The organism is Chryseobacterium sp. D764 (assembly GCF_019317325.1).
Classification (GTDB): Bacteria; Bacteroidota; Bacteroidia; order Flavobacteriales; family Weeksellaceae; genus Chryseobacterium.
The window spans coordinates 2,826,127-2,850,757 of the sequence record NZ_CP079219.1; the positions used below are offsets into that span (position 1 = coordinate 2,826,127).

At 39.0% G+C, this 24,631-nt stretch carries 11 protein-coding genes, 2 tRNA genes and 3 rRNA genes; 8 read left to right on the forward strand and 8 right to left on the reverse strand.

Annotated features, from left to right (window positions below):
• Nucleotides 1-171: 171 nt before the first annotated feature.
• From KYG33_RS12830 to KYG33_RS12865, 8 genes are all read left to right on the forward strand, one after another.
• Nucleotides 172-3,330: a SusC/RagA family TonB-linked outer membrane protein gene (locus tag KYG33_RS12830; RefSeq protein WP_219071865.1), complete on the forward strand. Its 3,159-nt coding sequence runs from the start codon at nt 172-174 to the stop codon at nt 3,328-3,330.
• A 20-nt stretch (nt 3,331-3,350) separates the two neighbouring features.
• Nucleotides 3,351-4,871 carry a SusD/RagB family nutrient-binding outer membrane lipoprotein gene (locus KYG33_RS12835; protein ID WP_232539019.1) on the forward strand — a complete coding sequence of 507 codons (1,521 nt, stop codon included), beginning with the start codon at nt 3,351-3,353 and terminating at the stop codon, nt 4,869-4,871.
• An 82-nt stretch (nt 4,872-4,953) separates the two neighbouring features.
• Nucleotides 4,954-7,299 (forward strand): phosphocholine-specific phospholipase C, encoded by a 2,346-nt coding sequence (locus KYG33_RS12840; protein ID WP_077418758.1) that lies wholly within the window; start codon nt 4,954-4,956, stop codon nt 7,297-7,299.
• 176 nt (nt 7,300-7,475) lie between these two features.
• Entirely contained in the window at nt 7,476-8,054 is a 579-nt protein-coding gene (locus KYG33_RS12845) for a hypothetical protein (RefSeq protein WP_077418757.1), read from the forward strand.
• Nucleotides 8,055-8,158: 104 nt separating this feature from the next.
• Nucleotides 8,159-8,959, forward strand: coding sequence for a WxL protein host-binding domain-containing protein (locus KYG33_RS12850; protein ID WP_180564727.1), 801 nt, complete (start codon nt 8,159-8,161; stop codon nt 8,957-8,959).
• A 103-nt stretch (nt 8,960-9,062) separates the two neighbouring features.
• Nucleotides 9,063-11,705: a hypothetical protein gene (locus KYG33_RS12855; protein ID WP_257468775.1), complete on the forward strand. Its 2,643-nt coding sequence runs from the start codon at nt 9,063-9,065 to the stop codon at nt 11,703-11,705.
• Entirely contained in the window at nt 11,702-12,226 is a 525-nt protein-coding gene (locus KYG33_RS12860; RefSeq protein ID WP_180564729.1) for a hypothetical protein, read from the forward strand. The genes KYG33_RS12855 and KYG33_RS12860 overlap by 4 nt, the downstream gene beginning before the upstream one ends.
• 90 nt (nt 12,227-12,316) lie before the next feature.
• On the forward strand, nt 12,317-12,805 hold the full coding sequence (locus tag KYG33_RS12865; RefSeq protein WP_219071867.1) for a hypothetical protein: 489 nt from the start codon (nt 12,317-12,319) through the stop codon (nt 12,803-12,805).
• A gap of 114 nt (nt 12,806-12,919) precedes the next feature.
• On the opposite strand, the gene KYG33_RS12870 is transcribed toward KYG33_RS12865, so the two are convergent.
• The 8 genes from KYG33_RS12870 to KYG33_RS12905 form a co-directional block, all read right to left on the reverse strand.
• Nucleotides 12,920-14,815 carry a SusD/RagB family nutrient-binding outer membrane lipoprotein gene (locus KYG33_RS12870; RefSeq protein ID WP_219071868.1) on the reverse strand — a complete coding sequence of 632 codons (1,896 nt, stop codon included), beginning with the start codon at nt 14,813-14,815 and terminating at the stop codon, nt 12,920-12,922.
• Between the two features lie 15 nt (nt 14,816-14,830).
• Nucleotides 14,831-17,728: a SusC/RagA family TonB-linked outer membrane protein gene (locus tag KYG33_RS12875; protein ID WP_219071869.1), complete on the reverse strand. Its 2,898-nt coding sequence runs from the start codon at nt 17,726-17,728 to the stop codon at nt 14,831-14,833.
• Between the two features lie 470 nt (nt 17,729-18,198).
• Nucleotides 18,199-18,306 (reverse strand): 5S ribosomal RNA (rrf, locus tag KYG33_RS12880).
• A gap of 143 nt (nt 18,307-18,449) precedes the next feature.
• Nucleotides 18,450-21,208: ribosomal RNA gene (locus KYG33_RS12885) — 23S ribosomal RNA — on the reverse strand.
• A gap of 203 nt (nt 21,209-21,411) precedes the next feature.
• A tRNA-Ala gene (locus KYG33_RS12890) sits at nt 21,412-21,485 on the reverse strand.
• An 82-nt stretch (nt 21,486-21,567) separates the two neighbouring features.
• Nucleotides 21,568-21,641 (reverse strand) — tRNA-Ile (locus KYG33_RS12895).
• A gap of 197 nt (nt 21,642-21,838) precedes the next feature.
• Nucleotides 21,839-23,355: ribosomal RNA gene (locus KYG33_RS12900) — 16S ribosomal RNA — on the reverse strand.
• The 16S, 23S and 5S rRNA genes sit together here with 2 tRNA genes alongside, the layout of an rRNA operon.
• Before the next feature lie 588 nt (nt 23,356-23,943).
• A complete protein-coding gene (locus KYG33_RS12905) occupies nt 23,944-24,624 on the reverse strand; it encodes a hypothetical protein (protein WP_219071870.1) in 681 nt (226 codons plus the stop codon).
• Between the last annotated feature and the right edge of the window lie 7 nt (nt 24,625-24,631).

Genomic DNA, 24,631 nt, shown 5'->3' on the forward strand with positions numbered 1-24,631 from the left:
CTACCTTATAGTAATATTTATAGAATAAAACAAAAATTCCCATACAAAGGATATTTTTCATTTTACCTTTCTATTAACTCTTCATGTTAAAAAATATTAAATCGTATTTTTATTTTAATACATCATTAAAGTACAGGTAACAGTGCTCCGCTAAATTTGCCTTCAAAAAAAATGAAGAAGACTCTAGCTACTTTTGCCGTTTTTTTACTTCCTCTATATTTTTCCGCACAGGAAATCAATATTTCCGGAAATGTAAAATCAGAAAATGGCTCTAGTGTTTCCGGTGTAAACATCACTGATAAAAATACAGGAAAGACTGCCACTACAGATGAAAATGGTAATTTTACCATTTCTGCAAACCCGAAAGACATTCTTGAGTTTTTTGCTCCTGATTTTTCTATTTATACCGTTGAGGTTTCTTCAAAAAAACAGTATTCTGTTGTCTTAAAAAAGCCAAACGAAAAGCAGATTGAAGGGGTTGTCATCACCGCATTAGGTATTGCCAAGAAGAAAGAAAAAATCGGTTATTCTACCCAGGAAGTGGGAACCAAACAGTTTGAAACCATTACAACACCGAGTATTGGTAATTTATTCTCAGGACAGGTTGCCGGTCTGAGTGTTTCCAATCCGACAGGAATGCAGCAGGCACCACAATTTACCTTGAGAGGAAATTCCAATGTAGTTTTTGTGATTGACGGAGTAATTGTAGAAAAGGAAGTTTTTCAGAATTTAGATCCAAACAATATTGAGAATATCAATGTACTGAAAGGTGCCACTGCTTCTGCACTGTATGGTTCCAGAGGCCGTTACGGAGCTGTTTTAATAACAACAAAAACAGCTAAGAAGAAAGGATTCTCTGTAGAGTTTTCTCAGAACACCATGATTACGGCAGGATTTACCAATCTTCCAAAAACCCAAACGGAATACGGAAACGGATCTCATGGAAAGTACGAATTCTGGGATGGAGCCGATGGCGGGGTGAATGACGGGGATATGATCTGGGGACCAAAATTCGTTCCTGGTTTACAAATTGCCCAATGGAACAGCCCGATCAGAGATAAAGTAACAGGACAGGTAGTTCCATGGTATGGAGCAGTGACAGGAACTCAATATGATAATAAATCAAGGTATGAAAGAGTTCCCATTGACTGGAAATACCATGATAACTTAAGTACATTCTTAAAGCCTGCGGTTATCAACAACAATAATTTCGCCATAAGCTATAGAAATAATAAAGATATCTACAGGTTTTCAGGAAACTTCATGAACTACGATGACCGAGTTCCGAATTCTTATCTTCAAAAATATGGGCTCAACTTTTCGTCTGAAAACCATTTGGGGGATAAATTAATCTTTAATACGAAATTCAATTTCAATCAGGCTTTTACGCCTAATGTCCCTAACTACGATTACAACCCAAGCGGACATATGTATACCATTCTGATCTGGATGGGAGGCGACGTAGATGGAAAGGCACTGAAAAATCATATGTGGATTCCCGGACAAGAAGGAAGAGCACAGGCCAACTGGAACTATGCATGGTACAACAACCCATGGTTCGGCGCTGAGTATTATAAAAATCAGAACAGAACGAATATCATCAATGCTCAGACAGGATTAGAATATAAGGCTACTCAGGATCTTTCAGTAAAAGGGAAAGTATCCCTCGTGGAAAACCACAGCAAAACGGAAATACTAAGTCCTTATTCTTATTTCAATTACAGTGCGCCAAGAAGTGGAGGATATATTCTGAAAGATAATAAAACATGGAATCTTAACTATGATGTTCTGGCTACTTACAAGAAAAAGATATCTGAAAACTTTGATTTCACAATCAATGCAGGAGGTTCAGCTTTTTATTTCAAAAACAATAACAATGAAAGATCTACGGACGGATTGAGAACTCCTGAAGTATACACATTTGAAAACTCTATCGGAGCGCTTAAAAATTATACCTATCTGAAGGAAAAGTTGATTTATAGTGCTTATTCAACGATTGATATCGGATTGTACAATGCTTTCTTCATCAATATTTCAGGACGTAATGACTGGTCTTCTACCCTTCCTAAGGCCAACAGATCTTACTTCTACCCTTCTGCATCCATCAGTGCTGTTATTTCAAACCTGGTAAAATTACCTGAGTCTATCAATATGTTGAAGCTTTCTGCTTCATGGGCTAAAGTGGCGTATGATTTCCAGCCTTATTCCATCAGAAATTATTATCTGAATAATGAGGGAATTACATTCAACGGAAATCCTACTTCTTATTATCCTACCACGCTGAATGTAGAAAACTCTCTGAAACCTGAACAGACAAAATCTTATGAGCTAGGATTAAGTGCCGGCTTCCTGAACAACAGGATTACTTTAGATGCTACTTATTTCAGAACATTAGATTATAATAACATTCTTGAATTCCCGGCTGCTGAATCATCAGGTTTCACTTCACAATATGTAAACGGAAATGAATATACTACGAAAGGATTTGAAGTTTCGTTAGGTTTAGTTCCCATAAAAACCTCTGATTTCACCTGGAAAACCTTGATCAACTGGAGTACATATGAGCAAAAGCTTACTTCCATTTATGATAATATGCCGAACTACAAAAATATTAAGTTAGGCGAAAGAATGGACAGTTATTATGACTATACATGGCAAAAGTCTCCGGACGGAAAAGTAATTCTTGATGTCAATTCAGGAATGCCGACAAGAGCCAATACCCCAAGTAACCTTGGACATTTCAATCCGGACTGGACTTTTGGTTTCAACAACACGTTTAAATACAAAAAATTCTCTTTAAATATAGGAATTGATGGAAGCATCGGAGGTGTGATGAGGTCGCAGGTTGTTGAGAAGATGTGGTGGGGAGGAAAACATCCTAATTCTGTAGCGTACAGAGATCTTGAATATGCCAATCCGGGAACATATTATTTTGTGCCGGATGGAGTTAATTACAATCCTGCTACCGGTCTTTATACTCCACACACAAAAGCTATCAGTTTCCAGGACTGGGCACAGAATTATCCATACCAGGCAAGGGTAACGCAGGATGAAAGTGAAGAGTTTGCCAACGTTTTTGACAGAACTTTCATCAAGCTGAGATCTGTAGTATTGGAGTATGATTTTTCTTCGCTGCTTAATCCGAAAGGGATGGTGAAAGGTTTCACTGCCAATATTTCTGCCTACAACTTAGCCATGTGGAAAAAATCGAAGAACCTTTACTCCGATCCGGATTTCCAGATAAGATCAGGTAGAAGTGGAGATATCGCTAATGATATCCAGGATCCGTCCAGCAGATGGTTCGGAATCGGATTTAATCTTAAGTTTTAACTAAAAAGTACGTCAAGACAATGAAAAATAATATAAACAATATAAAAGGGCAAAAGGGTAAAACGGCAAAGTGGCTGATGAGGTCTCTATTTGCGGCAGGACTTCTGACACTGGCTTCATGCGAAACCAGCCTTGATACGATCAATGAGAACCCTAATGACCAGGCAAGCATTGATCCGAAAAACCTTCTTACTTACGTTGAAAAATATACATTCCAGGTAAATGGTGAGAATATGTATGCGTCAAGAATGATGATTGGTACTGATGGTGAGAATTCATACCAGTATATGAAATGGAATGATGCTTCTTTTGAAGTTTACACAAAAGGCCTCTTGAATACAGGAAAAATGATGCAGGAAGCAGAAAAGAGAGGAAATAAAAATTATCTGGCAATCGGAAAATTTTTGAGAGCTTATCATTTCTTCAATATCAGCTTAAAAGTAGGAAGCGCTCCCTATTCTGAAGCTGCTAAGGGTGAATCAGGAATTACACAGCCTAAGTATGACACTCAGGAAGCGATTATGTCCGGAATTTTATCAGAATTAAAAGAAGCCAATGATCTCATTAATACCAATGATAAAATTGAGGGTGACATTGTGTACAACGGGGATGCTTTAAAGTGGAAAAAACTGATTAACTCATTCCGTCTTAAAATCCTGATTACTTTATCTAAGAAAACTACGTTAGGAAATTATAATATTGCTACAGAATTTGCATCTATTGCAGGAAGCCAGTCTTTAATGACCTCCATTGCAGATAACGGTGAACTTAAGTTTGCTGATGCTGCCGACAGCAGATATACAATGTTTAACAACAGCGGATATGGTTCCAGCTTATATATGGCGGATTATTTCATCAATATGTTCAAAGACAGACATGATCCACGTTTGTTCACTTTTGCTGCACAGACTACCGGAGCAAAAGAAGCAGGAAAAGCTATTACTGATTATACAGCATATAACGGTGGAAATCCTACTTCTCCATATTCTGACAATGCCGCTCTGATCACGGCTAAGAATATTTCCAAAGTAAACGATCGTTTTTATAAAGATCCTACCAATGAACCTGCTTCTGTATTAAGTTATTCAGAACTTGAGTTTATCCTGGCTGAAGCTGCTGCAAGAGGCTGGATTTCCGGATCTGCAAAAACACATTACGACAATGCAATCAAAGCCAGTTTCAATTTTTATCAGACTTATGTGAAAAATCCGGGACAATATTTCTCAGGATTTGATGTGAATCAATATCTGGCAACGCCTTTAGTAGTTTATAATAATGCTGATCCTTTACAGACACAGCTGGAAAAAATCATGACTCAAAAATACATGACAATGTTTCACCAGGCACAATGGACTTCTTATTATGACTATCTGAGAACCGGATATCCAAACTATCCTTTAAAAGCTGGAGTTGCTGCACCATTTAGATTCAGATATCCACAGTCTGAGTACAACTATAACAGCAGTAATTTAAAATCTGCTTTAGCTGCTCAGTATGGAGGGAATGATAATATTAACTCTAAACCTTGGTGGTTACAATAGAAATCTGATTAATTTTATATAAAACAAAGAAACCGCAGGAAAATCCTATTAACTTGCGGTTTCTTTCTTATTTCGATTGAACATGAACAGAAGAGAATTTTTAGAAAAATCAAGTCTTTTATTAGCCGGATTGGGAACTTCAAGTGTTCTGCATCCTTCCATTTTAAAAGCTTTAGCCATTGATCCGGCTGCCCAGTCTACATTTTATGATGCAGAGCATGTTGTAATCCTGATGCAGGAGAACCGTTCATTTGATCATGCATTCGGTGCTCTCAAAGGAGTGAGAGGTTTTTTAGATAAAAGAGCCTTTGTAAAACAGGATGGGCAATCCGTTTTCTTTCAAAAGAATGATGACGGGAAATATGCATCCCCAGCCCGCCTGGATTTAAGAAATACCAAATCAACCTGGATGAGCTCACTGCCTCATTCATGGGCTGATCAGCAAAAAGCACTGAACAAGGGAAAATACGACCAGTGGCTTCAGGCTAAAGCTTCAGGGAATAAAGATTACAAAAATATTCCGCTGACATTAGGATATTACAACCGTGAAGATCTTCCGTTTTATTATCAGCTGGCAGATGCATTTACCATATTCGACCAATATTTCTGCTCTTCACTTACCGGCACTACTCCAAACAGATTATTTCTATGGTCCGGAACGTTGAGAGCGCAGCAGAATGGAAAGGTAAAGGCTAATGTTGTGAATGAAAATATTGATTATGACAAAGCAAGGCAGGCCAAATGGAAAAGTTTCCCGGAAATTTTAGAACAACAGAATGTTTCGTGGAGAATTTATCAGAATGAAATCAGTCTTCCAAAAGGAATGTCCGGAGAGCAGGAAGCGTGGTTAAGTAATTTTACCGATAACCCTATTGAATGGTTTTCAAAATTCAACGTTAAATTTTCAAAAGGATATTATCAGAATATTCCTAATATCATAGCGTATCTGAAGCAGGAAATTGAAAAAAATCCTCAACAGAAAGAAAGGCTGGAAACTATGCTCGCTGAAGTTCAGGAAGATCAGGTGAAATACCATCCGGATAATTATTCAAAACTTTCAAAAGAGGAAAAAAACCTTCACGAAAAAGCCTTCACCACCAACTCCAATGATCCTGATTACTGGAAACTGGAAATCGGAAAGGATGAGAACGGAGAAAGGCTGGTTGTTCCTGAAGGTGACGTACTGTTTCAGTTCCGAAAAGATGTGGAAGAGAAGAAACTCCCGCTGGTTTCCTGGCTGGTAGCTCCTGAACATTTCTCAGACCACCCGGGATCACCATGGTATGGCGCGTGGTATATTTCTGAAGTTTTGAATATTCTGACCAAAGATCCTGAAACCTGGAAAAAAACCATATTCATCATCAATTATGATGAAAACGACGGATATTTCGATCATGTACTCCCTTTCGCGCCACCCGTAAATCCAAGCCAGCCTGTTGATATGAACGGCAAAGAAGGGGTGGAATATGTGGATCAATCCCAGGAATACATGAGCAATCCTTCTTTAAAAAATTATGAAAAAATTGAAGGAACCGTTGGATTGGGTTACAGGGTTCCAATGATCATCGCCTCCCCATGGACGAAAGGAGGATTTGTAAATTCCGAAGTATCGGATCACACTTCTGTACTGCAGTTTCTGGAGAAATTTATCATGAAAAAATTCAAAAAGGATGTGCATGTTGACAATATCAGTGACTGGAGAAGAGCGGTATGCGGTGATCTTACGTCTGCCTTCAATTCTTCCAGTGTAAAAGTTCCACAAATAAATTATCTGGATCAGAAAGACTATGCTAAAACCATCAATGCAGCCAAAAACAAACCTGTTCCTGATCTGAAATGGTATTCTGAAAATGAACTTAACGGTAATTTACTTGAAATTCAGGAAAGAGGTCTGAAGCCATCAAATCCGCTTCCGTATCATTTCCATGTCAATTTAGAAGGTGAACAGATAAAAATGTCCAATTTAAAAGAGAATGGCGTTCCGCTTTTGGTGTATGACAGGACTCAATTCGACAGTAAGGATTATCATTTTTCATATGCCTTATATTCAAAGCAGGAATTATCCCATGCTGTACATTCCGGAGCTTATTATTATGAAATTTTCGGTCCCAATGGCTTTTTCAGGAGATTTCAGGGAAGTATTTCACCGGAAATAGAGATAATTTTAGAGAATATGACCACAAAAAACCAAGTGGAACTGACTATAAGAAATAACAAAAAGAAAAATTTCTCCATCAATCTGGAAGATTTGTACACAAAAAATAAAAAAACAATTTCTGTACAAAAAACAGAAGAAAAAATAATTATTGATCTTGATAAATTTAAAGGCTGGTATGATTTGAAATTAACGTCAGATGAATGTCTGTGGCATTTTGCCGGAAGAGTAGAAACGGGAAAGGTTTCTGTTTCTGATCCACACTGGGCATAGAAAAACGCTTACAATTTAATAAAAACCTGTACCAAAAACGTACAGGTTTTTTTTTGAGTTATTCTTTAAATATAATGCATTACATAGTGCAAATAAGCAATAATATAAAAATTATAATATATTTTTTTCACAATGCACTGAATTTTGTTATATTCACTTAACTAATTATTTGCATCATGAAAAAACTAAATTTAACTATTGCAATGTCTGTATTTGCATTGGCTCTATCCGGGAATCTGAGCGCCCAAGACCTCGCTACAGATAACCATACGGTTACCATTTCTATTCCCGAAGTTGCATTGGTAGATATTGAACCATCTGCCACCAAAAACATTACCCTTGGGTTTACAGCACCTACTGAAGCAGGAAATCCTATCGTTCCGGCAACAGCCAACACTACTTTATGGCTTAATTATTCATCCATTAAATCTGTTGCAGATCCTACCCGTAATATAAGTGTAACCATGAATGCTATCATTCCCGGAGTTGATCTTCAGGTAACAGCAGCAGCAGCTACCGGAGCAGGAGCAGGAACATTGGGAACATCTGCAGGTCTGTTGACTTTAAGTGCTGCCAACCAGACTATCATTTCAGGAATCGGAAGTGCTTATACAGGAAATGGTGCCAACAACGGACACAATCTTACGTACGCAATTGCTGCAGGAAGTGGTCCTGGAGGGGTAGCAGCCTACGCAGATTTACAGGCAACAGCCACTGTAGCAGCTACCGTTACTTATACGATATCCGACAATTAGAATTTAAATAAAATTTTATTCTCTATTTCAAAAACAAGAAGAAGTTGTCATTCAGTTTCTTCCTGTTTTTGTATTACTCATCATTTAACTCCAAACTTTACATAATGATAAAGCGTATTCTTCTGTTGATCACCTTGATTTTGCAGTTTAGCTTTTTACATGCGGGCATTGTGATTCTCAATGGACTTACACATTCTTACAAAATTGAAAACGGAAAGGTTTACAAGGGAAAAGTAGCCATTGAAAACACAAGCAATAATCCTCAGAGTGTAAAATTATTTTTACAGGACTTTGCTTACCATGCTGACGGAACGATCAATTATTCGGCTTTGCGTACAAATAAACGGACCAATGGAGAATGGATTAAACTCAATACCAACCTGATTACCCTGAAAGGTAAGGAGAAAACTGAGGTTTTTTATGAGATTACAGTTCCCAATCAAAACAGAGATCCCGGAAGCTATTGGAGTGTCATTATTGTAGAACCGGTAGAGGATATAAAGCCCAGCGACAGTAAGGCAGGAGTGAATATCACTTCTGTGATACGTTACGCGATTCAGGTCATTACAGATTTTGAAACAGAAAAGGCCAAACCGGACCTTAAGTTTGAGAGTGTAAAAGTAGAGAAACAGGAGGGAAAGCAAACCGTGAAGATTGCTGTAGCCAATAATGGTAATCTTTACTGTAAACCGACAACAGCCATTGAAATTTATAACCGTAAAACAGGTGAAAAAATAGGAACGTATTCAAGTTTAACGATGGGACTGCTGCCTGACACCTCCAAAACATTTTACATTGATATCAGTAAAATACCGCCGGACAAATACAAAGCCGCCATAATAGCTACGGATGAAGAAGAGAATGCATTTGCACTCAATGTGGAATTAGAAGTAAAAAATGATTAGAACTTGGACTATATTTATTATCATATCATTATTCCCGATATTTATTTTTTCTCAACAGCAATCGAACCGATTGTCCAGTAAAAAAGATAGTATATTACCGGGAATGTCAACTTCTATTCCTTTTACATTAGAAAATAATTCGGATGAAAACAGGACTTATGAGATATCAGTTACCACCTCAAGTCCTTCTATTACACCTATTTTAGCAAAAGGAGAATTTCAGATTGCGGCACATGAAGCATCAGTTTATCTGGTTCCTTTGCGTATTGCAACGGAAACGAGCCAGGGAAATTATTCTGTAACATTGAACATTACTAACCGCAATAACGGAATATCCTTTACAAAAACATCAAAAATAACAGTTTCAGGAAACAGAAATATTTCCCTGACTCCTTTGAATTCACCTGAGTTTGTAAGGGCCGGAGAAATGATTCGGGCTTCTTTTCTCTTAAAAAATAATGGTAATATAACAGAGGATATTCATCTTGAAAGTAAAAATGCCATTCTTGACAATGATACTTCATTAGTACTGGAACCCAATGAATCAAAAATCATTACAATACACAAAGTAACAAACCCTGAACTCAGTCAAAATGAATTTCAGAACCTTAATCTTTCGGTATACTCAAAAGGTAATCTTAAGGAAGTTCAAAATGTTTATGTAAGTACTCAGATTATATCCGTAAAACCATCTGAGAACGATATCTTCCACAGACTTCCTGTTGCCGTTTCATTATCTTTTATCGGAATGCAGAATATGGGGGTTTACAAGGATGGCTTTCAGGGAGAAATTTACGGGAAAGGGACTCTGGATAAAGACAACAAAAACCAGATCGAATTCCGGTCGGTAACCCACAATCCTGTAGATCTCAATACATTTACTCAATATGAAGAATATTTTGTGAATTATAAACGGGATAAGTTCTTTATTCATCTTGGTGATAAAACGTATTCTTCATCTTATTTAACGGAGTTTGCAAGATATGGCCGCGGGGCAGAAATCCGCTATGATTTTAACAAATTCAGTCTGGGCGGATTCTATAATCATCCAAGATTTTTCAGAGATATTAAGGATGAATTTAACCTTTATTCCAGTTTCAAAATCCAGAAGGAATCAGAAATTTCGGTCGGATATCTTTACAAAACTCCAAGAAAGGAGGAAATCCGATATGGAGATCTAAGGCTGGATTCGGATGCACATCTTCCTTATGCCAAAGGAAAATTCAAGATATCAAGAAACATTAATGTATCTGGAGAATTGGCTTACAGTACTACAAAAAAAACGGATGGAACAGCTTACATGCTTCAGGCTGATGCTATTTTTGAAAAGTTCAACGGAAGTTTAATGTATGTAAAAGCAAGTCCGGAATTTGCAGGATATTTTACGAATACAAATACCTTTAACGGGAACATTAGCTATAAAATTTCCAGAAAGCTCAGTGCTTTTGTCAACTATACACAGGATGTTAAAAATTTCCAGAGAGATACGCTGTTTTTAGCAGCTCCTTACAGACAGTATCTGCAATATGGAGTACAATATAAATACCGCTCCAATGGATCTGTTATCGTTAATAGCGGTTATCAAAAGTATCAGGATCGTTTAGAACCAAAACAGTTTGATTACTATGAACGTTTTTTCAAAGTGAGTATTGATCAGCAGCTCGGAATGTTTCAGGTTAATGTTGAAGGGCAGTTTGGTAAAACAGACAATTATCTGACAGGGTTTAGTGGTAATTCAAGTTTTTATTCTGCCAATCTTTCATTTCAAAAATTCAGGACCTATTTTAATGTATTCGGAAGCTATGCTATCAGCTCGAGATACCAGCTGCAGAACCAGAAACAGCTCTATTATGGGGCAAGAATTTACAGTCGTTTTTCTGATAAGACTAGTTTAAGTATTTTTTATCAGAACAATTATATGCCGGAAGAATATTTTAAAGACAGAAATTTATTTGAACTTCTCTTCCACCAGCATCTGTTTCCCGGAAATGAAATTGATGTTTCCGGCAGATATTCATTGCAGAGGGGAGAAATTGGGGATAAAGATTTTATATTCTCCATGCGTTATACCTGGCGTCCCAATGTTCCGGTACAGAAAACCGCTGAATATATTTCGTTATCCGGAAATATCAGTAATCTTGGGATAAAAAAGACGGAAGGGATAAGACTCATGTTGGGAAGCTACCTTTCAGTTACCGATCAGGAAGGAAATTATTTATTCAAAAATGTGATTCCCGGAAATTATTTTCTGGAAATCGACCGTTCAACAACTGAGATCAATGATATTCCCACATTGACTATTCCGGCAGCTCTTTCTTTAAGTAATAAGGAAAATATTTTTAATTTCGGATTAACGACAGCGGCTAATGTTCAGGGTCATATTCAGTTTGTAGAAACGGAAGATAAGGATCAAACCGGACTTACTGAACTGCTTGCTAAAAAAGAGAAAAAGAAGAAAGAAAGTATTATTATAGAAGCTACAGGTAAGGATCAGACCTACCGTAAAATATGCTTTATAGGTGAAGATTTTGATTTTACTTACCTCAGACCCGGAGACTGGACCGTTAAAGTCTATCGCAATGGTCTTGATAAACGTTATAAAGTCTCGAACGACAAATTTCAGTTTACGCTTAACCCTTCGGAAACAAAAAAATTAAATATTCATATTGTCAAACAGCAAATAGAAATAAAATACCAGCAGGAATCCTTAAAGGTAGGATATAATGAAATAAAAAAGAAAAAATGATTTTGATCCGTTCCCTATTGTTATTAGTGTTTTTCATCTTCTCGGGCGTATTCTATTCCCAGACTACTGTTACGATGACTTTACCTATCGTAACTTTAATGGATATAGAACCTACAGGAAGTTTTACGCTCAATTTTACAGCTCCTACCGAAGCAGGAAATGCTCTTGGTAATCCAACACCCAATACTTCCAAATGGGTCAACTATACCTCTGCAATTGCACCCGGAGGGCTTACCAGAAAAATTACAGCATCTGTGAATAAAGTTATTGCAGGAGTCAATATAAGATTACAGGCAGCTGCCGCTTCCGGAGCTGGAGGCGGAACATTGGGAACTTCCTCAGGACAGGTTACCCTTACGACGACTCCTGTTACAATTATTAGCGGCATTGGAGGTGCCTACACAGGAAATGGTGCCAACAATGGCCATGCGCTCACTATTTCTCTAACGACCAATACTTATGCTAATTTACAGGCACAGGCCAATACAGCAATTGTCATCACCTACACCATCACAGAATAAAATTGAAAAATGAAAGTCTACAGCCACTTTTTCAGGGAAATCCTCTTAAAAAAATATCTATATGTTATTCCTTTAATAATAAGTAGTTATTTGACAGGCCAAACAATAACTGTAGGTGGAAGTAACTGGACAGTAAGCGTACCTTCTATTACCGAAGCAGGGACAAACTATGCCGGAACGTATCAGAGCGCTACTAATTTGATAACATTATCAGGAACACTGCCAGGATCTTTTCTAAATCTGCTCACAAGTGGGGCGGCAAGAATAAGCATGCATCATACTCCTACCACCTGGAACAGCAATCTACACCTTTATGCCAAAAGAAGTGGCGGGACAACCAATATCAGCGGACTTTGCCTTGGCTGTACTGCAACGATCAATGGTGGGACAACCTATGTAGAAATACCACAAGCTGTAGATACAGCATTCTTTACAATAAATTTCTCGGGAATTTTGGGATTGGGTAATAGTGTTACTTTTTCAGGCATTAATGGACAATTACAAATAAGTGGTGTTTCTGTAATCGTTCCTGCAACAACCTATAACACGCAAATAGTTTTCACAATAGGTCCCAATTAAAAATACTCCAATACCAATCCAGCTAAAGACATAATCAGTCAATTTATATCTAAAAAAAAAACAATCCTTTTCAAAATCAGAAAAGGATTGTTTTTTTATTGTATTTAAAACTAATTAATGTTTGGCCCACCAAAGAGGAGTCAGTACAGCATCTGCACCACCAAGTAACTGTACAGCCTTATCATATCCAGGCTGATCCGTATTTCTGAAAGTACTTGGATATCTTAATCTCTGAGGGAAATTCTGAATAGAATTTGTCATATAATTCCCTGAACTCAGATTAGGAAGGTTTGCCAATGGAGTTTCGATGGCAGGATTTTCAAAAAACGGCAGTCCAAGCCTTCTCTGATCACTCCAGGACTCTAACGGTAACCAAGGCATATTGGCAATATATTTCTGGGTAATAATCTTTGTCAGTTTATCATTCTTTACCGATCCATTTTTATAAATGGTATTTACAGGATATTTAATGTCTACCGAAACTAAGTTCCCGCTTACAGGATCTTTATATTTCATCGTATGGCTCACTCCCGGTTCTGTAATATGACTGTAAGAAACAGAAGTCCCATCACGGTTATAATCTGTTGAAGCAATATATTGACCATAGAATTGTGAAACTCCATTATAAGCAAAACTTTCCTGAATTCCTTTATTATATGCCGCTTCATCGCCCATTGGAACAGCCCAGCCTTTCAATGCCGCTTCCGCCAAAAGGAAATAAGTTTCCCAGCTTGCAAAAAATATTCTTGAATTCGTACTTTCCCGGTACTGCTTACCCAAAGCCGGCATACATCCTACTACATTTCTCAAGCCGTTTCTCTGTCCTTTTACCCCCCAATTTCCAATGGTATAGGCATTCCAGGTATTTACTGTATTTATTGTTACTTTAGAGTTATCTTCAAATGTAAGATCTCCATGATTGGTAGTTGCCTGATTGGTATAAGTGGGATATAATGAATAAACCGGGCTTGTAAGATCACCCGGAATATAGAACGTTTTATACGCTCTCGGATCAATTTTATTGGGTAGTCCATCCAACCAATATCCTGCACTAGGATCGTTGGTCATTGTGGTGAACTGTTGATCATACTTTATGCCAACATAGTCAGATGCCTTAACTGCTGTATGTTGAGCTACAGGTAATTGCTCTGTGGAACTTACTCCTCCTAAACCAATGTATAAATTATTAAGGGTTGCTGACAAGATTTGGGAGTTCCATTCTCTGGACATTACACCCGTTAAGGCATCCCAACCGGATTTTTCAGCAACTTTAAAATTATCTGCATTTGTAGCGATAAACATATTTGAATTGGCAGCTGCTTCAAATTCTGTTTTTGCTTTTGAAGGATCTACTTCAGCAATTCTCATAGCAATTCTCATTCTCATAGAGTTGGCATACTTTACCCATTGCGTCCAATTGAACCCATACACCATATCATGGGCATTAGCATTTGATGGTGCTCCTTGGGTTGTGTCCATTTTTGCGACTGCATCTTTTAATTCTTCTAAAATAAAATAATACACTTCTTTTTCAGAATTAAAAGTAGGATTCGTTCCCTGAAAAGCCTGAATAGGTTGAGGTCCGAAATTATCCGAAAATTCACTCATTAAATAAGCTCTCCAAATTCTGGAAACCTGAATGACATTGTCATAATAAGGTTTTCCTTGCCCGGCCGCCTTTTTTTCATTAGCCAATTGAATAGCCGCATTCGCATTATTCAACCAATCTGAAACGTATTTCCAATATTCGGAAGTCCAGGAATCGTCGTAAGTTCCACCTCCAATTCCTGTTGATAAATGCTGTCTCGCTGCCGTTTTCCAGTATAAAACAAAAACACGTTCTGCAATATTAGGATCCTGCTGAGCGCCAAGAATTGAGTTATTTAAGAAATATTCAGGTTCTGCCTTATTAGCGTCTACGGCAAATGGGTTATTGTTGATTTCTTCAAAATCATTGCATGAAGTACATAATAAACCGATGGTAAAAAATGATAAGATATATTTTTTCATTGTTTCAGTTTTTAATTAAAAGCCTAAAGTAATTGTAAATAAATAAGATCTTGAAGTAGGAAAAGCAAGGTTTTCAAATCCTGTAGCATTAGAATTAATTGCGAATACAGATTCCGGATCAATTCCTTTTGCTTTACTGTAGATCATCCAGACATTATTGGCCGTAAAAGCAACTTTAGCACTCTGCAAGGCTAATTTTTGGAAAATACTTTTAGGGAAATTATACGTCAGCTGAATATTTCTTAAACGAATGTTGGTAGCATCATAAATATTCTGTTCCGTAATTCCTAAATTTCCAGATGTTACAGCTCCCCAATAATCCTGCTGAGTTATTTCTTTGGTATTTGCTGTATAACCGCCATTTCCTTCCACTACGGCATCCAAAATCATATTATCACGTTTTCCTCCGGGCGCAGTGTCTGCAGCAAGTCCATTAGCTTGTAATGCTGCTTGCGTTGCGGAGAAAAATTTACCTCCGATTCTTCCGTCAATTAAAAATGAAAGTCCAATATTTTTATATACAAAGCTGTTGGTAAAGCCAAACAAAGCCCTCGGAGTCTGATCTCCAAGATAATATTGGTCTTGAGTAGCCTGTGGCAATCCATTTTGATCCACAATCAGTTTTCCGTAATGAGGACTAGCGGTATCTTCTACTCTCAAGAATTTCGTTCCATAAATTGCACCATAAGGTTTTCCTACTTCAGCGAAGAAAGCAACGTTATCAAAACCTGATAGAGGATATTTTGAAATATTTCCATCAATTTTATCGATGTTACTTTTTAAAGTTGAAAAATTAGCATTTACGTTCCACGCAAAATTTTCCTTCTTAGAAATATCTGTATTCAAAACAAATTCAAATCCTTTATTATGCAGCCCTCCTGAATTAATCATCATTCTTTCATATCCGGATAGCGGGTTTATTGGAATAGCTATAAGCTGATCAGTCGCATTATTATTAAAATAGCTTACATCCAAAGACACTCTGTCAAAAAACTTCATATCTGCACCGACTTCGAAAGTTTTAAGCTTTTCCGCATGCAAATCCGGATTAAAAAGTATTTTATTTCTTGCAAGTACAATATGCCCGTTTGGATCTGTGGAAGCAAGATATGTATTGTATAAGCTTTGAGGAGGTAAAGAGTTCCCTACAACTGCGTAAGCTGCACGAAGTTTAGCAAACGTTAAAACATTCGAAGTTGTACCATTTAATTTCTTCAGCATATCCGTTAAAACTAATGAAGTACTCACAGAAGAATAAAAATAAGACATGTTATCAATATTCAAAGTAGAAGACCAATCATTTCTTGCTGTAGCATTCAGAAACCAGTATCCATCATAATTAATTTCAGCAGCAGCAAATACTGAATTAATTTTTTTCCACATATCAACTTCAGTTGTAGTAATAGATGCAAGATCACTCGTATTAGACGTGCTGAAAACGTTGGCAAGAATAAGATTTTGAGTGGAAAAATATAATGCCTTATCCCTGCTTTCCATCATCTGCCCATAAACGGAAAGCGATCCGCCCCATTTGCCAATAATATTATCCTTTTTGGCATTAAGACTTATGATATAATTATTCTCATAAAACTTTTCCTGACCGGTAGAGTAAGAATTATTACGGCCAGATCCCGTCCAAACCCTTGCATCCGTATTTAAAGAATAGAAATCTGTTCCTAACCTTACATCTGCGCTCAGCCAATTATTAAATTGATACTTGAGATAACCGTTTAATAAAAACCTATCTTTTTTATCGGCGTTCAATGCATTATAAGCTGTCCAATAGGGGTTAATTCCATTTGAAGTTATCCAGCGCGAAGTAACTTCATTTTGCATCTGCCCCTCACGATAATCTCTTACATCAATATTTTGAGGCATTAAGAGTATTTTCGGATAGTAATTTCCATCACCCTGTCCTCCAGAAGGTCTATTTGTTCCTTTAATACTCATATATTGGGCTTTCACCTCACTAGTCCACCTTTTATTAGCTCCAAAATTAGAATTCATTTTAGCCATGAAATTGAATCTTTCATATTTTGAATTAGGAATCTGACTATTACTGTTTAAATAATTAGCCGAAGTGTACAAGCTTGATCCTTCGCCTAAACTCTCCTGAAAGCTCAGTGTATGCTGTGAATTTGTTCCTGTCTTAAAAAAGTTTTTTAAGTTGTCATGAACCGTCATATTGGATCCTTCAAAAGCAGGTCCCCAGGAAGTGGTATTGTCAACCCCAGGAAGATTGGGTAAACCAATACTACCTTGTGCAAAACTATCTTGCAAATCAGGTTTCATAAAAATATTTTCAAAGCCTAAGCTTGTAGAATATGTAATTCCTAATCCTCCCTTTCGTTTACCGGTTTTTGTAGTAATCAAAATAACTCCATTTCCACCTCTGGAACCGTAAAGAGCGGAAGCAGCACCACCTTTTAAAACAGAAAGACTTTCAATGTCATCCGGGTTAATATCACTTAAACCATTTCCCATATCAAGATCCGGATTCCAGAAATCATTATTAAAGTCTTTTCCATTCTGCTTAACCTTTGATCCTAAACTATTACTTAATGGAACTCCATCCACCACAATAAGAGGCTGATTATCTCCAGTAAAAGAATTAAACCCCCGTAGATTAATTTTGGAAGAAGAACCTGGCCCAAAACCTCCTTTAATAACTTGTAAACCTGCAACCTTCCCTACTAATGCATTGGTCATGTTATTTTCTTTAGCATCAACAAGGGTTTGGCCTTTCACATCCTGGAAAGAATATCCAAGCGCTTTTTTTTCTTTTTTTACACCATAGGCTGTAACAACTACTTCGTCAATCTTTGACGTTTTAGTTGAATCACTTTGTGCATACAGTCCGAAACAGAATAATAAGGATTGGAGCAGCCCAACCTTAAAAATGTTTTTTTTCATAAAAATTAGATTTGGTATATACTTAATAATATCACAGGATATTATAACAAATAAACGTAATTCTTATTAAATTAATACACAATCATTAATTATTTATGTTAAATACATTCATAAAAGCAACTGAATCTTTCTAAAGCTTATGATACTTAAACGATTAAGTAAAATTCGAAATTAGATTGACCAAAACTTAATACCTGGTGGGGCTATTTAGTTGAAAAAAAGAGATAAAATAAGATAATGGGTTGTTGAGACTCCTACGAAGTGATAATGGGGGTATAGATGATAAATGATATTGGATAACAGTAGGGACAATCAATAATGATTGATTGTTTATTTATTACTCATTATTTATGAGTTCAGGTGTTTTGTTTTGTTTTGTTTTGCTTTATTTAGTTGGGTATAGTGCTTGGGTATAACGCAAAAAAAAATCCTTTATCTTATGATAAAGGATTTTTTAAAAATAAAATAAAAACTGGCGGCGGCCTACTCTCCCGCTTTCGCAGTACCATCGGCGCTGGTGGGCTTAACTTCTGTGTTCGGAATGGGAACAGGTGAGCCCCACCGCTAAAACCACCCTAAAGAAGGTATATAAGGCTGCACGGTATAGATAAAAGGATACAGGTTTTACCTGCTTCCCAATAGCTACCATCTGCTACCTGGTTATTTTCGATAAAAACTTTCACAAAGAGGTAACCTTGCTGCACTTTCGTGCGCCATATTAGGCTATAAATCTACGGGTAATTAGTACTACTCGGCTATGACATTACTGTCTTTACACCTGTAGCCTATCAACGTCGTCATCTCCAACGACCCTTAAAAGATGTCTCATCTTGAGGCGAGTTTCGCACTTATATGCTTTCAGTGCTTATCTCTTCCAAACGTAGCTACTCAGCAGTGCACCTGGCGGTACAACTGATACACCAGAGGTTTGTTCAATTCGGTCCTCTCGTACTAGAATCAAGCCCTCTCAAACATCTAACGCCCGCAATAGATAGAGACCGAACTGTCTCACGACGTTCTGAACCCAGCTCGCGTGCCACTTTAATGGGCGAACAGCCCAACCCTTGGGACCTTCTCCAGCCCCAGGATGTGACGAGCCGACATCGAGGTGCCGAACCTCCCCGTCGATGTGAGCTCTTGGGGGAGACTAGCCTGTTATCCCCGGAGTACCTTTTATCCTATGAGCGATGGCCCTTCCATACGGAACCACCGGATCACTATGTCCTGCTTTCGCACCTGATCGACTTGTAGGTCTCACAGTCAAGCACCCTTATGCCATTACACTCTACGCACGGTTACCAAGCGTGCTGAGGGTACCTTTGAAAGCCTCCGTTACTCTTTTGGAGGCGACCACCCCAGTCAAACTACCCACCACGCAATGTCCTTCCCTTAAGAAGTTAGGCTCCAAGTAAGTAAAGGGTGGTATTTCAACGTTGGCTCCACCTACACTAGCGTGCAAGCTTCAAAGCCTCCCACCTATCCTACACATTACTTACTCAAAGTCAATACGAAGTTATAGTAAAGGTTCACAGGGTCTTTTCGTCCCATTGCGGGTAATCGGCATCTTCACCGATACTACAATTTCACAGAGCTCATGGTTGAGACAGTGCCCAGATCGTTACACCATTCGTGCAGGTCGGAACTTACCCGACAAGGAATTTCGCTACCTTAGGACCGTTATAGTTACGGCCGCCGTTTACTGGGGCTTCAGTCAATGCCTTCGGTTTAACCCTAAGCACCTTCCTTAACCTTCCAGCACCGGGCAGGTGTCAGACCCTATACTGCATCTTTCGATTTTGCAGAGTCCTGTGTTTTTGATAAACAGTCGCCTGGGCCTCTTTACTGCGGCCACCATTGCTGATGGCGTCTCTTCTCCCGAAGTTACGAGACTATTTTGCCTAGTTCCTTAACCATGATTCACTCTAGCACCTTAGGATTCTCTCCTCGACTACCTGTGTCGGTTTTGGTACGGGTTGCTTCACTTCGGCTTTTCTTGGAAGCACTTTCCCTACAGCAGCTTCGCCCGAAGGCTAGGCCTTGACTATTCCGTCAGTCTCCAGTAAGTACGGCACTCCGTCCCCTTTTTAGTGTGAGCAAGTATGGGAATATTAACCCATTGTCCATCCACTACCCCTTTCGGGTTCGCGTTAGGTCCCGACTAACCCTCAGCTGATTAGCATGGCTGAGGAAACCTTAGTCTTTCGGTGAGCGGGTTTCTCGCCCGCTTTATCGTTACTTATGCCTACATTTTCTTTTCTATCCGCTCCACAATACCTCACAGTACTGCTTCAGCGCAAATAGAATGCTCTCCTACCAGATGTATCTAAAATACAAATCCATAGCTTCGGTAATATGTTTATGCCCGATTATTATCCATGCCGGACCGCTCGACTAGTGAGCTGTTACGCACTCTTTAAATGAATGGCTGCTTCCAAGCCAACATCCTAGCTGTCAATGCAGTCCAACCGCGTTGTTTCAACTTAACATATATTTTGGGACCTTAGCTGTTGGTCTGGGTTCTTTCCCTCTCGGACATGGACCTTAGCACCCATGCCCTCACTGCCGTAGAACATTTATTAGCATTCGGAGTTTGTCAGGAATTGGTAGGCGATGAAACCCCCGCATCCAATCAGTAGCTCTACCTCTAATAAACTTATATACGACGCTGCACCTAAATGCATTTCGGAGAGTACGAGCTATCTCCCAGTTTGATTGGCCTTTCACCCCTACCCACAGGTCATCCGAAGACTTTTCAACGTCAACCGGTTCGGTCCTCCACTCTGTGTTACCAGAGCTTCAACCTGCCCATGGGTAGATCACAAGGTTTCGCGTCTAATCCTACTAACTATACGCCCTATTCAGACTCGCTTTCGCTCCGGCTCCGGTACTTAATACCTTAACCTCGCTAGTAAAATTAACTCGTAGGCTCATTATGCAAAAGGCACGCCGTCACAGCTTAATGCTGCTCCGACCGCTTGTAGGCGTACGGTTTCAGGTTCTATTTCACCCTTCTATTCGAAGTGCTTTTCACCTTTCCTTCACAGTACTTGTTCACTATCGGTCTTTCAGGAGTATTTAGCCTTGGAGGATGGTCCCCCCATATTCAGACAGGATTTCACGTGTCCCGCCCTACTCATTTATCACTCAAATATGCCTTTCATATACGGGGCTATCACCCTCTACGGCCGTTCTTTCCAGAACATTCTATTAAACATATATCAGCTTTTGGGCTAATCCGCTTTCGCTCGCCACTACTTACGGAATCTCTTCGATTTCTTTTCCTCCGGGTACTTAGATGTTTCAGTTCTCCGGGTTTGCTCCTCTTACGAGGTGACTGGTCTTCAACCAGCCGGGTTGCCCCATTCGGACATCTGCGGATCAATTCGTGTGTGCCAATCCCCGCAGCTTTTCGCAGCTTACCACGTCCTTCGTCGCCTCTGAAAGCCTAGGCATCCGCCATACGCCCTTAACGATTTCTTTCCTAATAATTATATTAGTTCAGTATTTTTTGATAAATTTAATTTATCGATATTTTTATAAACTCGGCACTCGAAAGTGCTCGGTTATCTCTTTGTGATGTCTTTACCGTTAATGTCAATGATCTTAAATTCTTTTTGTACAACTGATGAACAGATATTGTTTTTGGCTCTATCCGTAACTTTTAAATCAGTCTTCCAAAACTGTGGAGAATAAGGGAGTCGAACCCTTGACCTCCTGCGTGCAAGGCAGGCGCTCTAGCCAGCTGAGCTAATTCCCCTCTAGTTGCTGTTGGCTATTTGCTTCTGGCTTCTGGCATTTTTGCCATCAGCTATAAGCTATTTGCCAGCCGCTTTAATTAGTAGTCTCGGGCAGGCTCGAACTGCCGACCTCTACATTATCAGTGTAGCGCTCTAACCAGCTGAGCTACGAGACTTTATATGAGTTATGGGAATGAGTAAGTAAGTTATACTTTTCCTCTTCTTCATTTCTCAATCTCTTTCCCTATACTAATTTCTAGTGGGTGTTGTATTTTTAATATAACCAACCAAACAAAAAACTAAAGCTTTACTTTGAAGTAAGTGCATGGTACATTTAAGTACCTTTGTTTTTTTATCGTCTTACGACGCTCTAAAATGAGATGTTCCAGCCGCACCTTCCGGTACGGCTACCTTGTTACGACTTAGCCCTAGTTACCTGTTTTACCCTAGGCAGCTCCTTTTACGGTCACCGACTTCAGGTACCCCAGACTTCCATGGCTTGACGGGCGGTGTGTACAAGGCCCGGGAACGTATTCACCGCGCCATGGCTGATGCGCGATTACTAGCGATTCCAGCTTCATAGAGTCGAGTTGCAGACTCCAATCCGAACTGAGACCAGCTTTCGAGATTTGCATCACGTCACCGTGTAGCTGCCCTCTGTACTGGCCATTGTATTACGTGTGTGGCCCAAGGCGTAAGGGCCGTGATGATTTGACGTCATCCCCACCTTCCTCTCTACTTGCGTAGGCAGTCTCACTAGAGTCCCCAACTTAATGATGGCAACTAGTGACAGGGGTTGCGCTCGTTGCAGGACTTAACCTAACACCTCACGGCACGAGCTGACGACAACCATGCAGCACCTTGAAAAATGTCCGAAGAAAAGTCTATTTCTAAACCTGTCATTTCCCATTTAAGCCTTGGTAAGGTTCCTCGCGTATCATCGAATTAAACCACATAATCCACCGCTTGTGCGGGCCCCCGTCAATTCCTTTGAGTTTCATTCTTGCGAACGTACTCCCCAGGTGGCTAACTTATCACTTTCGCTTAGTCTCTGATTCCGAAAAACCAAAAACGAGTTAGCATCGTTTACGGCGTGGACTACCAGGGTATCTAATCCTGTTCGCTCCCCACGCTTTCGTCCATCAGCGTCAGTTGTTGCTTAGTAACCTGCCTTCGCAATTGGTGTTCTAAGTAATATCTATGCATTTCACCGCTACACTACTTATTCCAGCTACTTCAACAACACTCAAGACCTGCAGTATCAATGGCAGTTTCACAGTTAAGCTGTGAGATTTCACCACTGACTTACAGATCCGCCTACGGACCCTTTAAACCCAATAAATCCGGATAACGCTTGCACCCTCCGTATTACCGCGGCTGCTGGCACGGAGTTAGCCGGTGCTTATTCGTATAGTACCTTCAGCTACCCTCACGAGGGTAGGTTTATCCCTATACAAAAGAAGTTTACAACCCATAGGGCCGTCGTCCTTCACGCGGGATGGCTGGATCAGGCTCTCACCCATTGTCCAATATTCCTCACTGCTGCCTCCCGTAGGAGTCTGGTCCGTGTCTCAGTACCAGTGTGGGGGATCACCCTCTCAGGCCCCCTAAAGATCGTTGACTTGGTGAGCCGTTACCTCACCAACTATCTAATCTTGCGCGTGCCCATCTCTATCCACCGGAGTTTTCAATTTAAAATGATGCCATTCTAAATATTATGGGGTATTAATCTCCCTTTCGAAAGGCTATCCCCCAGATAAAGGCAGGTTGCACACGTGTTCCGCACCCGTACGCCGCTCTCTCATTTCCGAAGAAACAATACCGCTCGGCTTGCATGTGTTAGGCCTCCCGCTAGCGTTCATCCTGAGCCAGGATCAAACTCTCCATTGTATGTTTGTCTGACTCACTCAAAGTTTTTTTTACGCTTTAGTTTTTCCTTACTTGGTTGTTATATTGTATGTCAATGATCTTTATATCTTTCGCTTTGTAACGAAGCACTCTCTTCTGTCAGTGGCGCTCCGTATTTGCGAGTGCAAAAGTAAAACTTTATTTCTTAATGACCAAATGTTTTGAAAGAAAATTTTAAAGTTTTTTAAGTAACCTTAATCCCTCTCCTAAACCTTAATCACTCTACTCCTGCGCTCCCTTTATTTGGGACTGCAAAGATACAAACTCTTTTTAAACTCGCAACTTTTTTTGATAAAAAAATTAAAGTTTTTTGTCTGCCTCTTTTTGAAGTATCATAATGTCTATGCTTATCTAAAAGCTCTCCTGCGCTACTGTATTACTCTCGTTTTTCAGTGGGGCAAAGATAACAACTTATTGCAACGCAAAACAACTTTATTTAACATAAATTTTACACACCCGTAATATTTAACCCTAATACACTGGAACGCAGAGAGAAAAATTTTAAACATTTGTTCTCAATTTAAATCTACCAAAAGGAAAACCTGTCATAATACTGTTGCAGGTAATTTTTTAAGGATTTCTTTCTTTGTAAATAGCGCTTAAAAATTCGGCATAGGACTTTTCCAACCCAATAATATCACCGGATTTAAGATTCAACCCTCCTACTCCTGAGTTATCCGGCTTTACTTTTAAAGATGAAACCTGAAAGTATAAGTTATCATCATTCGCTTTTGGCTGAACTTTGATAGTAGAACCCAGAAGTTTCTTGGTTGAAATTGTATAGACTTCCCCCGGAACAATTTTTAATTTTAAAAATGATCTTGGAGAGATAATATAGTCTTTACGATTGATGTTTATTTTCTGATCTTTTTCAGAGGATGCAAATATATACATCTCGCCATGCTGAGCTGCCAGCTTTTCTTTAGGTGTATAATATAAAGCAATCTTATAATTGGAAGCGTTGAATGGCTGAGCTACACCATCTATGCTTTCGAAAGGTTTTAATTCAAAAGTATTGGCACCGATCTCTTTTGCCTTTTTATAGACTAAGGAAAATGTAAGTGCATCATCTTTTGAAAAGCCCTGAACTTCTACTTCTCCTAAATAAACGGCATCAGCAGTGGCGGTTTCTTTTTTATAAAAGAATTTATCCGGGTTATCATTTGTTTTTTCAACTTTAGTCAGATAAACATTCTGTGCATTCCACAGCTGGACACACAATACGGAAAAGATGATTGCAATATTCTTCATATATATA